Source organism: Paenarthrobacter sp. 10N417 (assembly GCF_056394745.1).
The window spans coordinates 225,834-241,432 of the sequence record NZ_JBFTIL010000007.1 but is presented as its reverse complement, the minus strand read 5'-3'; the positions used below and the strand labels follow the sequence as shown (position 1 = coordinate 241,432).

The 15,599-nt window shown below is 60.4% G+C and carries 11 protein-coding genes and 2 tRNA genes; 3 read left to right on the top strand and 10 right to left on the bottom strand.

Annotated elements, in window-relative coordinates; all coding sequences use genetic code 11:
* The first annotated feature begins 1 nt into the window (after nt 1).
* A complete protein-coding gene (locus AC1DCM_RS11120; RefSeq protein WP_477518266.1) occupies nt 2-832 on the top strand; it encodes an anti-sigma factor in 831 nt (276 codons plus the stop codon).
* 105 nt (nt 833-937) lie between these two features.
* Here AC1DCM_RS11120 and AC1DCM_RS11115 read toward each other — a convergent pair whose 3' ends face one another.
* The 6 genes from AC1DCM_RS11115 to AC1DCM_RS11090 all read right to left on the bottom strand — a co-directional run bounded on the left by AC1DCM_RS11115 (nt 938) and on the right by AC1DCM_RS11090 (nt 7,387).
* Nucleotides 938-2,341: a GntT/GntP/DsdX family permease gene (locus tag AC1DCM_RS11115; RefSeq protein ID WP_442017678.1), complete on the bottom strand. Its 1,404-nt coding sequence runs from the start codon at nt 2,339-2,341 to the stop codon at nt 938-940.
* On the bottom strand, nt 2,338-2,883 hold the full coding sequence (locus AC1DCM_RS11110; protein WP_442003746.1) for a gluconokinase: 546 nt from the start codon (nt 2,881-2,883) through the stop codon (nt 2,338-2,340). Before AC1DCM_RS11110 ends, AC1DCM_RS11115 begins: the two co-directional genes overlap by 4 nt.
* A gap of 74 nt (nt 2,884-2,957) precedes the next feature.
* Entirely contained in the window at nt 2,958-3,737 is a 780-nt protein-coding gene (locus AC1DCM_RS11105) for a PIG-L deacetylase family protein (protein WP_442003745.1), read from the bottom strand.
* 5 nt (nt 3,738-3,742) lie between these two features.
* Nucleotides 3,743-4,696, bottom strand: coding sequence for an electron transfer flavoprotein subunit alpha/FixB family protein (locus AC1DCM_RS11100; protein WP_477518265.1), 954 nt, complete (start codon nt 4,694-4,696; stop codon nt 3,743-3,745).
* Between the two features lie 12 nt (nt 4,697-4,708).
* Nucleotides 4,709-5,512, bottom strand: a complete 804-nt coding sequence (locus AC1DCM_RS11095) for an electron transfer flavoprotein subunit beta/FixA family protein (RefSeq protein ID WP_442003743.1) — start codon at nt 5,510-5,512, stop codon at nt 4,709-4,711.
* Nucleotides 5,513-5,782: 270 nt separating this feature from the next.
* The gene (locus AC1DCM_RS11090; protein WP_477518264.1) at nt 5,783-7,387 is read right to left on the bottom strand and encodes a S1C family serine protease; all 1,605 of its coding nucleotides are present in this window, start codon (nt 7,385-7,387) and stop codon (nt 5,783-5,785) included.
* A 346-nt stretch (nt 7,388-7,733) separates the two neighbouring features.
* Here AC1DCM_RS11090 and AC1DCM_RS11085 point away from each other — a divergent pair, with 346 nt between their 5' ends.
* Nucleotides 7,734-9,788, top strand: a complete 2,055-nt coding sequence (locus tag AC1DCM_RS11085; RefSeq protein WP_477518263.1) for a TPM domain-containing protein — start codon at nt 7,734-7,736, stop codon at nt 9,786-9,788.
* A gap of 99 nt (nt 9,789-9,887) precedes the next feature.
* Nucleotides 9,888-10,676 (top strand): PspA/IM30 family protein, encoded by a 789-nt coding sequence (locus AC1DCM_RS11080; protein WP_442003740.1) that lies wholly within the window; start codon nt 9,888-9,890, stop codon nt 10,674-10,676.
* 147 nt (nt 10,677-10,823) lie between these two features.
* Here the strand turns inward: AC1DCM_RS11080 and AC1DCM_RS11075 are convergent, their stop codons facing one another.
* The 4 genes from AC1DCM_RS11075 to AC1DCM_RS11060 form a co-directional block, all read right to left on the bottom strand.
* On the bottom strand, nt 10,824-11,621 hold the full coding sequence (locus AC1DCM_RS11075; protein ID WP_477518262.1) for a GntR family transcriptional regulator: 798 nt from the start codon (nt 11,619-11,621) through the stop codon (nt 10,824-10,826).
* Between the two features lie 131 nt (nt 11,622-11,752).
* A tRNA-Met gene (locus AC1DCM_RS11070) sits at nt 11,753-11,826 on the bottom strand.
* Between the two features lie 393 nt (nt 11,827-12,219).
* Nucleotides 12,220-12,293 (bottom strand) — tRNA-Met (locus AC1DCM_RS11065).
* A gap of 203 nt (nt 12,294-12,496) precedes the next feature.
* A complete protein-coding gene (locus AC1DCM_RS11060) occupies nt 12,497-15,493 on the bottom strand; it encodes a UPF0182 family membrane protein (RefSeq protein ID WP_477518261.1) in 2,997 nt (998 codons plus the stop codon).
* Between the last annotated feature and the right edge of the window lie 106 nt (nt 15,494-15,599).

Below are 15,599 nucleotides of genomic sequence, written 5' to 3'. Positions count from 1 at the left end.
AATGAGCGAAAACAACGGTGGAGGATTTGTCCGCAGAATGTTCGCCAATGACATCGCAACCGACTTGGCCGAGGGTCGGGTCCTCGAACTCGCGGAAATCTATGCCTTGGACGCGGTCTCTGAATCCGAACGGGCCCTGATTGACGATTACGTCAAGGATGCCCCGGAAGGTCCAGCGTTCCAGGAGCGGGTCAGGCAGGCCCGCGAGACCCTGGTGGCAGGTTTCGCCCCTGAGGAAGAGCCGCCCCCTGCCGTCTTCGCCAACATTATGGACCGGATCAACCGGGAATCCGCAGATTCCCCCGCAGGGCCCGGCAGTGATCCAAAGCCGGAGCCAGTCCTCGACGAACTGGCACTCGCCCGGACCAAGCGAGGAGAACGCAGCCGCCTCGGGCGCGGACGCGCCTGGCTGGTGGGCGCAGCGGCCGCTGCCGTCATCGCCGTCGGTGGCGTGGGTGTAGGCGCGTACATGGCCGGCCAAAACGATCCCGTGAACCAGGTCCTGCAGGCCCAGGACGTCCAGAAGAAAACGGCCCAGGTTCCCGGAGGCGGCACGGCTACCATTTCAGCTTCCTCCGCCAAGGACTCCTTTGTGGTGTTGATGGACGGCGTTGCCCCGGCACCCGACGGTAAGGTCTACCAGTTGTGGACGTTGCCGAAGGATGGATCTGCCCCCGTGCCGCAGGGCACTATGGACGCCGAGACGTTGTCCAAGCCGGCGGTGGTGAAGGGATTGTCCACAGCTTCCTCAGTAGCCATAACGGTGGAGCCCGCTGGCGGATCAAGCTCACCAACGCAGCCCCCTGTGTTGGTGGTTCCGCTGAGCGCCTGACGTCGGCCAGACGGCGTCATCGCTTTAAGGCCCGACGGCGGCCGCGCACCTTCCGTGAGGTAGGTGGGGCGGCCGCCGTCGTTCTTGCCTGCAGTTGACCGGCAGCTACAATACGAGCGACAACAGCATCACGAAGCCGAAGCCAACCAGGGAGATCAAGGTCTCCATCACGGACCAGGTCTTGAAGGTCTGACCGACTGTCAGGCCGAAGAGCTCCTTGACCAGCCAGAAACCAGCATCATTCACGTGCGAGAGGAACAGCGAGCCTGCACCGATTGCCAAGGCGAGCAGTGCCGCGTGGGTCGGGGTCAAACTGCTGGCCAGGGGCGCGACAATGCCCGCAGCAGTCACGGTAGCTACAGTGGCGGAGCCCGTGGCGAGGCGGAGTGCCACCGCCACAATAAAGCCGAGCACAAGGACGGACATGTTGGCACCTTCCGCCCACTTCTTGACGGCGTCGCCCACTCCAGCACCAATCAGTGTCTGCTTGAAACCACCGCCGGCTCCAACTATCAGAAGAATCGCTGCGATGGGGCCAAGGCTGTCGCCCAGCTTGGCAGTGATCTTGCTGCCAGTGAATCCCACTGCGTAGCCGAAGCTCACAGTGGCAGCAAGTACCGCCAAGGTCATGGCGACCAGGGGCTGGCCCACGAAATCGAAGAAGATCCTGATCATCGGAGCAGTGGCCGCGTCCGGCCAGATAATGTCTCCCAAAGCCTTTAACAGCATGAGGACTACCGGGAAAATGATGGTCAGCAGCGTCACCAGGAACGAGGGCTGGCGCTTGACGTCGCTAAGATCGGCGCGGTGCTTGGTGTCGATGCCACCCGCCACGGCGGGAGCGTTTACCGGAACCCAACGTGCAGCCAGGCGGGAGAAAAGCGGTCCACAAATGATGACCGTGGGAATGGCCACGAGGATGCCCAGGCCCAGCGTTGTTCCCAATTCAGCTTTTACGGCGCTGATGGCAATCAGGGGTCCCGGGTGCGGGGGCACCAGGCCATGGAGCACTGAAAGGCCCGCCAAAGCCGGTATCGCGATGCGCATGAGCTTCATCCCGGATCTCTGCGTCACAAGGACAATCACGGGAAGCAGGAGCACAAGACCGATTTCGAAGAACATCGGCAGGCCAATGATCACTGCCACAAGCGTGATCATCCAGACAATCTTGTTGCCGGTGGCCTTGGCCAACAACGTATCCACTACCCGATTGGCTCCGCCGGAGTCCGCGAGCAACTTGCCAAGCATTGCGCCCAAGGCAATCAGGAGGCCAACTTCCTTGAGGACGCCGCCAACTCCGTCCTCGAAGTTGGTAATGACCTTGCCCAGTTCCACGCCTGAGGCGAGGCCGACAAACGCCGAGCCCAGCACCAGCGCCAGGAATGGGTGGAATTTCAGCTTGGCGATCAGGACCACAATCAGCGCAATACCCAACGCTGCCACCACAAGAAGCTGGGTGTCGTGCGCGGACCACTCCTGCACCTGTGTGGCCGTTTCCAGCGCGATCATGACGCTGCCGCTTCGGAACCGGCGCCCAGGGGACGCAAGCCGAGCCGTTCGATGATTTCGTCCGCCTCCTCAGCGGGCGAGGCGGAAACACACAGCGAGATGTAGTTCTCGTCTTCTGTGGGTTCCTCAAGTGCTTCGAACTGGGACTCCAGGAGCGACGGCGGCATGAAGTGGCCGTGCCTTGACGCCAGCCGGTCCGAGATCTTGTCTTTGCTCCCTTGCAGGAAAACGAAAACAACCCCTTCGCCCCTGAGTACGTCGCGGTACTTCTTCTTCAACGCCGAGCACGTGATGATGGCCGGCGTACCGGCATCTGTGTGCTCACGGATCCACTGGGCAATGATGCCAAGCCAAGGCCATCGGTCCTCATCGCTGAGGGCCTGGCCCGCGTGCATCTTGGCCACATTGGCTTCCGGATGGAGATCGTCGCCTTCGGCGAGATCCCATCCAAGCTTTCCGGCGAGTACGCCGGCTACAGTCGACTTGCCCGAACCGGAGACTCCCATAATCACCAGTACGGGTTGCTGTGCAGTCTTCGCCATCAAAGTCTGCCTTCCTCGAATAAATATGATTTAACCGAGGTCCAGCATATGACACGGGTTACATATCGGCAATGTCAGAAGCCGGCGATAGTACTGGATCCGTTTACGGACACCACGTGGAAACTCTCAGCACTTGCGCCGGCAGGGAGCCCTGCACGCGCACCGTTGGCCATCAACATGCCACGGACCACACGCTCCATCCCCTCGATGTCCGGGTGCTGGCTCGCGTGGATGCGGATCGCATCGAGCTTGGCATCAACATGCTTGGTGACGTCCACGAAATGGTTCTCACGGTCCTCTGGACTTGAGATAAACCATAGCCAGGGCAGCTTGTAGGCCGTCAGTCCGGCCTCGGCCAATTCAGGATAGGCAAAGGGATTCTCCACGGCAGGATAAACCGCCCTGGTCACAGCTTCCCCTGCTGCGAGGTGGTCGGGGTGGCTCTTCTGGAGGCGGTCCCAGTTCCGTTCCGGGTGCATGGTCAACACGATGTCCGGGCGGATTTCCCGGATCAGCTTCACAACCTGCTTGATGACGTTGTGTGTCGGCTCAAGGTAGCCATCGTGTTCGTGCAAGTAGCGGATGTCGTTGACTCCCACCAACTCTGCCGCGCGTTGCTGTTCTATGGCACGGAGTTCGATAATGCGTTCCCGGTCAACGGGATCAAACCCGCCGGCGTCGCCGTCAGTCATGATGCAGTAGGTGACCTGTACGCCGGCAGCAGTCCAGGCAGCTATGGTTCCTGCAGCTCCGAAGTCGATGTCGTCAGGATGGGCAGTAAAACAAAGCACCCGCTCAACACGCTCCGTGGAGGCGTTGAACGGGCTCTTTGCTGACGAAACGCCAGAAGTCAAAGGGATCAGCCTTTCCGCTTTTTGATCTCAGCTGTTGCCTGCGGCACAACTTTGAACAGATCGCCGATGATGCCGAAGTCCGCGATCTCAAAAACAGGAGACTCTGCATCCTTGTTGATGGCCACAATGACCTTGGACGTCTGCATTCCTGCCTTTTGCTGGATTGCTCCTGAGATGCCTGCCGAAATGTACAGCTGCGGAGAGACAGTCACACCGGTTTGGCCCACTTGCGCGTCGTGGCCAATCCACCCTGCATCGGTTGCTGCCCGCGAAGCACCAACCGCGGCACCAAGGGCATCGGCGAGTTCTTCCAACGGGCCAAAGTCGCCATCGACGCCCCGCCCCCCGGCCACAACGATCCGGGCCTCGCTGAGGTCGGGCCGGCCACTGGCGGGCTTCTCCGTGCGGGAGGAGATCCGGGCCGCATTTGCTGCAGCATCTGAAGGGACCTCAACCTTGGCTGTCGCGGGAGCTGTCGCTGCGCCCGCTGGCTCCGGTTCCACGATGTTCGCTTTTACGGAAAAGACTGCCACCGGAGTGGTGGCCTTCGCCGTGGTGTTGTACGAACCCGCGAGGACCGACTTGTGGGCAGTGCCGTCCGCCTCCAGACCAACGACGTCCGTGATGACTCCGGCGTTGAGCTTAATGCCGAGTCGTCCCGCGATCTCTTTGCCCTCGGGCGAGTTTTCGATCAGGACAGCGGTGACGCCTGAAGCCGCCACTGCAGCCGCGAGGTACGCGGCCTTCGGCGCAACCAGGTAGTCGTCCAGATCCGCCACAGAGGGCTGGTAGATCGTCGCCACGCCATAAGCACCCAAGGTGGCCGCGACGTCGTCGGTCAATTCACCGTTGAACGCGACGGCGGTCTCCCCCAGCTTCCGCGCAAGGGTCAGGAGCTCCAAGCTGCTCTTCTTGAGCGCAGCTCCGGGGTTGTCAATGAAAACAAGTGCATTTGCCATGATTGGAGTCCTTTAGAGCAGCTTCTGTGCGGCCAGGAAGTCGACGAGCTTGATGCCGGCGTCGCCCTCGTCGGTGATGATCGTCCCTGCGGTTCTGGGCGGGCGGGCAGCTGCAGACTCCACAACCGTCCACGAGCCTGACTGGCCTACCTCGGAAGGATCGACGCCGATATCGGCAAGCGACAACGAGGCAATCTTCTTCTTCTTGGCTGCCAGGATTCCCTTGAAATTGGGGTACCTGGGTTCGTTGATCTGGTCTGTCACCGAGACGAGTGCAGGAAGCTGCGCTTCAACGGTCTCCGAGTGGGAGCCGGCATCCCGGCGTGCCACCACGGTGCCGCCGTTAACCTCGAGGGTGGAAGCAAACGTGAGCTGCGGGAGCGACAACCGCTCCGCGAGCTGAGCCGGGATGAGTGAGGTCTCGCCGTCCGTGGAAGCCATGCCGGTCAGGACCAGGTCCACCGGGCGTCCATCGGCGGAGAGATGGCGGATGGTGGCCGCAAGCGCCAATGATGTCGCGGCGGCGTCCGAACCGGCCAGCGCGTCATCGCTGAGGTGGACCCCGGAGTAGGCGCCAATCTGCAACGACTTCTTGACTGCGTTTACTGCACCGGAGGGCCCCATGCTGAGGGCAATGACCTCGTTGCCGGCTTTGGCCCCGCCACGCTCTTCGGCCAGCTGCAGTGCTGCCTCAAGCGCGTACTCGTCAAGTTCGGACAAGATGCTCTCATCGCGGTCAGTTGTGTTGCCGGGTCCGGTGATGTGCCGGTCGAACTGCGCGTCCGGGACGTGCTTGACCAGAACGACAATCTTCAATGTCTCTTCCACTGTCTTCGAAGCAGCCTTCCATGCTTGTGGACGGCCAACCGCAGGAGCGTGGCCGTGAATTGCCCAGCGCGTGGGCTTCCCCTAGCTAAGCATATTGCCCGCAGAAATCCACTGCGCGCATTAACGCCTGTTTCATCAGCAAGGGCCAAAGGGCCGTGGACACGCCGACGGCGGGCCACACCACTGAGGTGCCGCCCGCCGTCGTCCGCTGTGCCAGCAGTTTCCTGCTGTTGGGGTTTGTTAGTGCTCTTCGGGTTGTTATTGCTGTGCGGCGTCCAAAGTAACTTCTACTTCCTGCGACTGGCCGTTGCGCTGGATAGTTACCTTCACCTTCGCGCCGGCGGCCTGTTCGCGGACGGCCGCGGTCAACTGGTTGGGGTCAGTCACCTGGTAGTCGCCGAACTTGGTGACGACGTCGCCAACCTTGATGCCCGCCTTCGCCGCGGCCGAACCCGTGGTCACCGAAGCAACCTCTGCGCCAACAGAGAATCCGGAGTCGCTGCCCGTGGACGACTTCGATCGTACAGAGACACCAAACTGGCCATGGCTAGCCTTACCGGTATCGATGATTTCCTGTGCAACGCGCTTGGCGTGGTTGATCGGGATGCTGAAGCCAACGCCGATGTTTCCAGTGGAGGAATCCGCGGTGCCACTTCCAGCGGAAGCAATAGCAACGTTGACGCCGATGATCTCGCCCTTGCTGTTTACCAGCGCGCCACCGGAATTGCCCGGGTTGATAGCTGCGTCAGTCTGGATGACGTTGATCGAAATCGAACCCTCATTGGCACTGGGCTGGCTCTGACCGCCACCTGGAGGTGCAAACTGGAAGCCCTGGTCACCGCCCTGGGAGTTGTCAGTACCTTCCTTCGGGGCAGCCGAGGAAGCGACGCTGATGGTGCGGTTGAGTGTGGAGACGATACCGTCCGTCACCGTGCCCGTCAGGCCAAGGGGCGAACCAATCGCGACGGCGGTGTCGCCCACGTTGATTTTCGAGGAATCCCCGAGCGTAGCCGGCACCAAACCAGAAGTATCGTCCACCTTGATAACTGCCAGGTCCGAGAGAGGATCAGTTCCAACAACCTTGGCCTTGAGAACCTTTCCGTCACTGGTACGGACCTCGATGGCAGCATTGGATGTTGCGCCATCCAGCGTGACGACGTGGGTGTTGGTCAGGATGTGGCCTTGGTCATCGATAATGATGCCGGAGCCCGTTCCGCCCTCGTTTCCACTCGTTGCCTTGATGGTGACCACACTCGGCGACGCTTTGGCTGCTGCTGCCGTGATGACGTTGACGTCGTCCTTGTTATTCACAATTACCGTGCTCGACTGGCCACCACTTGATGCCGCCGGTGCCGGGTTGTCCAAAAGCGCGGTGCTGCCTGCCACCACACCGCCACCTACCAGGCCAGCGGCAAGAATGCTGGCAATGAGCGTTCCAATACCGAATGCCGGCTTGCGCTTGGTGCCGACGGAGGACTGCTGACCCGGAGCGCTGTGGAGGTTCGGGTTCCCAGGATTGGTGCCTCCGCCATAGAACGGCTGGTGCTGCGGGTAGTTGGGACGGTGCCCCGGGTCCTGGTGCTGCGGACCGCCGTAGTACTGCGGCTGGGTGTTGGCATGCGGGCCTTGGTTTACGTTGGTGTGAGGTGCCGATTGGGCAGGCGGCTGAAAGGCCGGCAGCGGAGTCGTTGCATGGGTACCGGTTCCCTGCCCGGAGTTCCAACCAGGCTGCTGTGCGTGCTGCTGTGTCGGCTGCTGTGGCTGCTGGTGGGTGGCAGCGGAGTCAGGCCTCGCAGCGGGATCCCGCGGCTCGGACGGATCACGGTTCTCTGGTGCGTTGCCCTGCGCTGGGTTCTCCGTCATGGGTCTTCCTTTCATCCTTGTCTTCCATAACTATGGCCCTTTTTACTGGAACAAAATCGGACGTTCGCTGGGAGCTTCCTGAAAGCCAATCGCCATGCTGCAACAGAGCCAGCGTGAAGGGCCAACACGGCAGACACACAGAGCCTCAACGCCCAGGCATGGCGCGTTTCTCCCGTGTTTCGCTGGTGGCATATTCAAGGCTGTGGACGGGGTATGGGGTGCACCATAGAATCAAGTGGAATTGCCACAGCGACCTGCGGCTTTACAAACCATGCGTGGGGGCGCTGAGCATTCTGTGACGATTGGTTCGCCTTGTTCCAGTCGCAGACGTGCTGAAGGGTTGCACATGCGGTCAATAGTGAAACGTGTACTCGCCGTGATTGGCGTGGCTGGAATGTTGGCCCTCCCGGCCGGCGCCGCCTGGGCTGCAGATCCGGTCATTATACCGTCCGGCCAAAACATCGTGGATGATGCCAATGTCCTGGGCAGCCGCAAGGGTGAAGTCCAGGAAGCCATCCAGAAGACGCTCAAGGACCACAAATACAACCTGTACGTGGTCACGGTGAACTCCTTCGAGAACCCTTCTTCGCCTGCGGAATGGGTTAAAGCTGTAGCCACCAAGAAGGGTATGGGCAAGGCCGACGCAATTCTGGCAATCTCCACCGCTGGTCAATACAACTTCGCCCTGAACTCCGGCAGTTCCATTTACTCCAAGCAGTCCACCATCGCGCAGAACGCCGTTGTAGCCAACCTGGCGGGCGGTAAGAAGGACTATGCCCAGGCAGCAATTGACACAGCCGCAGCTATTGGAGACGCGGCCGGCGGTGGAAGCGGTACCGTGCCAAGCGGCAACGGCGGTGTCGGGGTCCTCGTAGGGGTTGGCGTTGTTGCAGCAGGCGGTGCGGCCACCTATCTCTACCTGCGAAATCGCCGCAAGAAGGTGGGCCAGGCATCCAGTGCGAGCTATGGTCCCCAAGGAGACGAGCTTGACCCATTGGCAGCCCTCAGCATTCCGGAGCTGCGTCAGAAGAGCGGCTCGTTGCTGATCGAAGCTGATGACGCCATCAAGTCCAGCGAACAGGAGCTTGGGTTCGCACAGGCCCAGTACGGTGATTCGGCGATCGGCAACTTCACCAAAGCCCTGCAGGAAGCCAAAGCCCACATGACTGAATCGTTCAAGTTGCAACAGCAGCTGGACGATCATATCCCGGACACAGAGGAACAACAACGGACGTGGCTCGGAGAGATTATTCGCCGTTCAGAGGCAGCCCTCGCGTCACTGCGCGACCAGAAAGCAGACTTCGACTCCCTTCGTGAACTCGAGAAGAAGGCCCCGCAGGCGTTGGCCACTATCACGGCAGGTGCCCGGGAGGCCGACTCCAGGATCGCCACCGCAGAGCAATCCCTTGAGGGCCTTCGCAGTAAGTACGCCGAATCTGCGTTGACGCAGGTCTCAGACAACATCCTGCAGGCCAAGGAACGCCTTGCGTTCGTACAGAACGCTGCCACCACCGCACAGGAAAAACTGGCTGCCGGCGAAAACAGCCTGGCTGCCGTAGCGGTTCGCGCTGCCGAAGAAAGCCTGCATCAGACGAACGTCCTGATCGACGCTATTTCCAAGACGGCAGGCAGCCTTGACGAGGCACGCGCCTCCTTGGAAAGCGCCGTTGCGGAGACCAGCCAGGACCTCGCGCAGGCCAGGGCCATGATCCAGTCGGGTGAACATCCTGAACTCGCCGGCCCTGTGGCTGGTGTGGAAGCGGCCCTGGGCCAGGTCAAGGCTGAAATCCAAGGTGGCAAGATCGACCCCATTGCTACGTTGACCCGCGTAGAAACAGCGCACCAGGCGCTTGATCAGTCATTGTCCGGCATCCGGGACCAGCAGGAACAGGCCCGCCGTGCACAAGCGTCCTTGCAGCAAACCATCATGGCGGCACAGGCCCAGATCAGTGCGACCTCGGATTACATCACGGCCCGTCGAGGCGGCGTTGGGACAGAGGCCCGCACCCGGCTCGCCGAGGCCCAGCGCAATCTCGACTACGCTTTGTCGATCTCGCGCAATGACCCGGTCACGGCTCTGACCTACGCCCAGCAGGCACACTCACTCGCTGCGCAGGCAGCGCAGCTGGCGCAGGCCGACGTCGACCACTTCGGCTATGCCGACCAAGGCTACGGCCGCGGCGGCATGTTCGGGGGTGGCGGCGGAGGCGGTGGTCTTGGAGGCGCAATCCTCGGCGGCATCCTCATCAACTCCATCTTCAACAGCGGTGGCGGCGGTTGGGGCGGCGGTAACAGCGACGGCGGTGGCGGCGGCGGATTCTTCGGCGGCGACTCCGGCGGCGGCGACTGGGGCGGCGGTGGAGGGGGAGACTTCGGCGGCGGCGACTCTGGAAGTTTTTAGCCCCACAGTTTAGATGGGGTCGATGCCCCGTCTAGGAGCGGTACAACAACTGATCACTGATTTCAGTGGCTTCCACTGAGCAGGACGAAAGGCAACACCATGGTTAAGCAGTCCATTTTCGGTCGGATCTCGCAGCTCGCCAAAGCAAACATCAACGCTTTGCTGGACCAGGCTGAGGACCCGCAGAAGATGCTGGACCAGATGGTCCGCGACTACACGAACAACATTGCTGAGGCCGAGTCGGCAGTGGCTCAGACCATCGGGAACCTCCGCATGTTGCAGGCCGACTACAACGAAGACGTCAAGAACGCCCAGGACTGGGGCAACAAAGCCCTTGCCGCCTCACGCAAGGCCGACGAATACCGTGCTGCCGGTGATACCGAGGATGCCACGAAATTCGACAACCTGGCCAAGGTTGCCATCCAGCGCCAAATGACGGCAGAGTCAGAAGCACGGGCCGCCGAGCCCAGCATCGCGTCCCAGACCGAGGTTGTGGACAAGCTCAAGAGCGGGCTTGACCAAATGAAGAACAAGCTCAACCAACTCACGGCCAAGCGTAATGAACTCGTGGCCCGTTCCAAGACAGCTGCTGCGCAGTCGCAGGTGCACGATGCCCTGAAGAGCATCGACATCATGGACCCCACCAGTGAGGTTGGCCGCTTCGAAGAGAAAATTCGCCGCGAGGAGGCCAAGGTCCTGGGCCAGCAGGAGCTTGCTGCATCCAGCTTGGACGCCCAGTTCAACCAGCTGGAAGACCTTGGGGAGCAGACCGAAATTGAGGCGCGTCTTGCGGCCCTCAAGTCCGGCGGCAGCAAGCCTGCCATCGGTGCCGGTGCCCCTGCATCCAGCAGTGCAACCATCGACGAAACCGACTTCGACAAGCTCTGACAAGGTGAGGGCTTGGCGGCCCTGTGGTATTGCCTGAACTGATGTTGGCTGGACGGCTGTTGGCTGGACCGATGTTAGCTGGACCATGAGGAATGGCCGGATCCCACTTGGGGATCCGGCCATCTTGTTCTCTGAGGGCAACCCCGCCTAAAGCGAGGAGGGCTCCAACGGATCCTGGCTGGGACTGACATCCGTGGCCACTTCTGCACGAATTTCGAAACCCTTTGGGTGGAAATAGGTCACAGTGCATTCAAGGACTTCACCGTGTGCTCCCAGTGTCGTCCTTTCCAATCGCGGGACCATGGGAAATTCGCGGACATTCAGTGCATCGGCGAGGTGCTCCGGCGGGGCGTGCATCGTGACGGTGATTTCAGCACGCTGAAGGGGCTTGGACGTCCTGTCCTGGATGACCTGGTAGATGGAATTGCGCTCGGCGTCCGCGAGGCTGATGTGACGGCCAATGTGTGAGGGAATGAAGATTTCCGCAATGGCATAGGGCCAACCGCCACTTGAGTAGGAACGACGGATTACGAGGACAAGATTGTCATCGGACACCAGCTTGGCTGGCACCGACCTGTCCTTCTCCATCCATTTGTATTCAATCAGGCCTTTGACAGTCTTCATTCCTGCTGCTGTGAACGTCTCCATGAAGGGCGCCAAGCGGTTCAGCATTCGGACCGGACGCTGGGCCATGACGAAAGTTCCCTTGCCCTGCCGGCGAACAAGCAGCCCCTTCACAACGAGGGTTTCTACCGCCTTGCGGACGGTAGTACGGCTGATCCCGTACTCGTCCATCAATGATTCTTCGGTCGGGATCCGTGCGCCCGGTTCCAACCGGCTGACTTGATCAGTCAGTACGTCTGCAACCTGCTGGTACACCGCTACGGGGCTGTTCCTTTGCAGGGCCTGTCGATCCAGGCCCTGGTTGTAGTCTTCCTTGACCATCCGGCCTTCCCATCCATTCCCGGCATGCCGCCATTCCGGATTTGATGCTAGCACCGGGACTTCCAGGGGCCTGGTGCAGCACAAAACAAAAGGTCCGGATCAGTGAAAACTGATCCGGACCTTTTCTCCAGTTGCGGGGACAGGATTTGAACCTGTGACCTCTGGGTTATGAGCCCAGCGAGCTACCGAACTGCTCCACCCCGCGTCGCAAGAACAACTCTACCGCACCCGGAAGGGTGCTTATGACCATAGTGCGGGGAAGGTGCTGCAGATCACGCCCCTGAGTGCTAGCCGGCAAATCGTCACCAAGGTCTGCGGCTCAATCGACCTTGCGAGCCTCCCCTTGACCCCGATAACCGGGCACAGTCCGGAGCCGCAGGGGACACGCAGATTCCACGGCGCCGCGGCATGTGACTACCGCTGCCCGGACTTGAGACTCGCCACCCCGTCAGCCTGTCAGGGGCGCATATGCGTGCCGACTCTTGAGCTGCGGAGGAGCATCCTTGGGTCGAGTCCGCAAGATCTGCCGCCGCCCCCAAACATCACGGGAAAACAAAAGACCCGGACCAGTGAATACTGATCCGGATCTTTTCTCCAGTTGCGGGGACAGGATTTGAACCTGTGACCTCTGGGTTATGAGCCCAGCGAGCTACCGAACTGCTCCACCCCGCGTCGCAAGAACAACATTACCGTCAGGTGAATGGCAGACCAAATCCTGACTACGTGATGTGCATCTCCCCAAACCAATATCGCTCAACGCGACTCCAGCAAGCCGCTGCCCAAGTGTTTCCTTTAAGCCGAAAGGGCCGTTGCCCCTCCAGGAGGAGAGGTCAACGGCCCTTCTTAATCAGGCTGTGTCAACTATTTACCGGGCATTAGCTGCTCGGCGAAGGCGACGGTGTGGCGCTTGGCGTAGCACTTGGCGTCGCTGTCGGTTCCGGCGTTATGCCGAGACGGGTTTCGGCGTCGATCGCCCTCTTGAGAGCCTCGGAGAGCCTGGTCTGCTGCTGGCCATAGGTGGCGAAGTCTCCCTTGGCCAGAGCTGCCTGGCCATCCACGATTGCCTTGTTGGCGTCGTCCAGAGCTGCCTTGAGATCAGCCTTGGCATCAGTCGGGCCGGCCGGGGGCGTTGTGGTCCCAGGCGGGGTCGCGGGCGTCTGGCCATTGTTCTGGAAGTCGCCTGCCTTGGCACCGGAGTTGCCACCGAACAACTGGTCCAGGGCCTCGTCCAGTGTCGCCGCAAAGCCGATCTTGTCGCCGAAGGCCACGAGCACCCGCTGCAAGGTGGGGTAAGACGTCTCGCCTGTTGACTTCAGGTAGACGGGCTGAACATAAAGTAGTCCGCCACCCACGGGCAGGGTCAGCAGGTTGCCGTTCAAAACATCCGAAGCACCCTGACGCAGCAAGTTAAGCGCCTGGGAGACTGTGGGATCAGAGTTGAACTTATTCTGCGCCTGGCCTGGGCCAGGGACCTGGGTATCCGTTGGAAGTTGCAACAGCCTTAGCTTGCCGTAGCTGTCCGCTTTAACCCCCTTGACATTTCCGGCATCTGAATCCGCCGCCAGGAAGCCATAGAGGATATTCCTTGCGTTCCCGTTGACTGTTTGCGGAATGAAGGACGACGTCAGTTGGAACGCAGGCTTGTCCTGGTCAGGCATCTGCAGAGACATGTAGAACGGCGGCTGCTTGACGGCTTCCGAAACTGTGGGGTCGTTCGGAACACTCCAGGCATCGTTGTTCTGGTAGAAGTTGTCAGGGTTGGTGACGTGGTAGCGTCCGAGAAGTTCACGTTGGACCTTGAAAAGGTCCTCCGGGTAGCGGACGTGGCTCATGAGTTCCCCAGACATCTCCGTGTAGGGCTTGATAGTGGCAGGGAACACCTTCTGCCAAGCCTTCAGGAGAGGATCCTGGTCATCCCAGGCGTAGAGCGTGACCGAACCGTCATAAGCGTCAACAGTCGCCTTGACCGAGTTCCGGATGTAATTGACGGAGCTGTTAGGCAGCGTCACCGTCCGGCCTGCACTTGTCTGCGAATCAACGGTCGCATTCTGCAACTGCTGGGGTTGGGAGTACGGGAAGTACTGGCTGGTGGTGTAACCGTCAACGATCCACTTCACGCGACCATCGACGACGGCCGGATACGCGTTGCCATCCACGGTCAGGTACGGAGCGAGCTTCTCAACCCGTTCGCGGGGATTGCGGTCATAGAGAATCTGGGATTTCTCGTTCACACCATCCGAAAGCAACAAGTCCGAGGACTGGAATTTGATGGAGTACAGAATCCGGTTGAGCCAGTTGCCCACAACGGGCCCGCCGTTGCCGGTGAAGGTGTATTGCGTCTCTCCCCCGCCTTCGCGTCCCGCTGGGCGGTCTTGTTCGCGATGCTGGGCACCTTCCGGAGCGCCAACGATCGAATATTCGGGAGAGTTCTCGCCGAAGTAGATGCGTGGTTCGTACGTTGTGTCATTGCCGAGAACGCCGTTGGACGGAATGCCCGATTGCAGGAATTCCGGCTTGCCATCAACCGTGAACTTATTGCCCTTCGCTGCGACCACACCGTAGCCGTGTGTGTACACGATGTGCCGGTTGACCCAGGTCTGCTGGTTTGCGCTCAGGCCATCCGGATTCAGCTCGCGAACAGCGATGACGGTGTCCTGTACTTTTCCGTCCACCGTGTAGCGGTCCACGTTCAGCGTCTGGGGGAATTGGTAGTACGGACGGTACTGCTCAAGCTGGGCGAACGCCGAGGAGATGAGGTTCGGGTCCAGCAGGCGGATGTTGGCCGCGGTCTGGGCGTCCTTTGCCAAAGCTCCGCTTGTAGCAGTTGTTGTGGCGTTATAGGCCGAGACATCAATCTTGTCCAGGCCGTAGGCTGCCCGGGTCATCTTAATGTTGCGGTCGATGTACTCCCTTTCCAGGGTGTTCTCCGAGGGACGCACCTGGAATTGCTGGATAACCCATGGGTACACGCCACCAGCCAGGATGGCGGTGATGATGAGCATCGCTGTACCGATTACTGGCAAGCGCCAGCGGCCGATAACCGCAGCGATGATAAAGAGGATGGCAACCAAGCCGGCGGCAACCGCCAGGATGGCCTTCGTGGGTACAACGGCATTGACGTCCGTGTATAGTGCACCCGCCCACCGTCCTGATGAGCTTTGCACCGTTGAGTACCTGTCCAGCCAGAAATTCACGCCAAGAAGCAACAGGAAGAATGCACCCGTCACGGCAATGTGGATCTGCGCGGCACGGCTTGTGAAGACACCACGCTCCATGAGCCGGATGCTTCCGTACAGGTAATGAGTGAGGATGCCCGCAATGCCGGCCACTACGGCGATGCTGATGAGGAATCCGGTAACAAAGCCAAGGAACGGAAGCGACATCAGGTAGAAGCTGATGTCCAGATTGAACAACGGATCTGTTTGGCCAAAGGGTTCCTGGTTGAAGAAGAGGAGGACCTTCTGCCACTGGCTGGCGGCGGCGCTTCCGGCAAAGAGTCCGAACAGGATGGGCAGGCCGATCATGACGACCCTGCGGACAGGCTCAAACTGGGCCTGGTAGCGGTTGAGGTTGTCACGTGACTCAGCATCCGGAGCGTACACCGGCCGGGCGTGGTACGCGATCCTGATGGCAAAGTAAACGGCAGCGAACATCATGGCGAAACCGACCAGGAAGGTGACGATCCGGGCGAGGTTCTCGCGGACATAAACTTCGAAGAAGCCGAGCTGTTGGTACCAGAGGACGTCAGTCCACACATTGGCGAAGAAAATGAATCCAACGACGGCCACTGCAACGACGATGAGTGTCGGAGTCAGGGCACCTCGTCTCAGCGGCGATCTTCCGGGCGGGTTGGAGCTGGCGGGACGGGACAAACTCTGTACCTCATTGGTGGTCGTCAGTTAAAAGTCGGTGTGCGTGTGTTCGACGATCTCTGCCCCTGGGCGATGGCGGAGTCCGTCATATATGCCACGAGTGGCG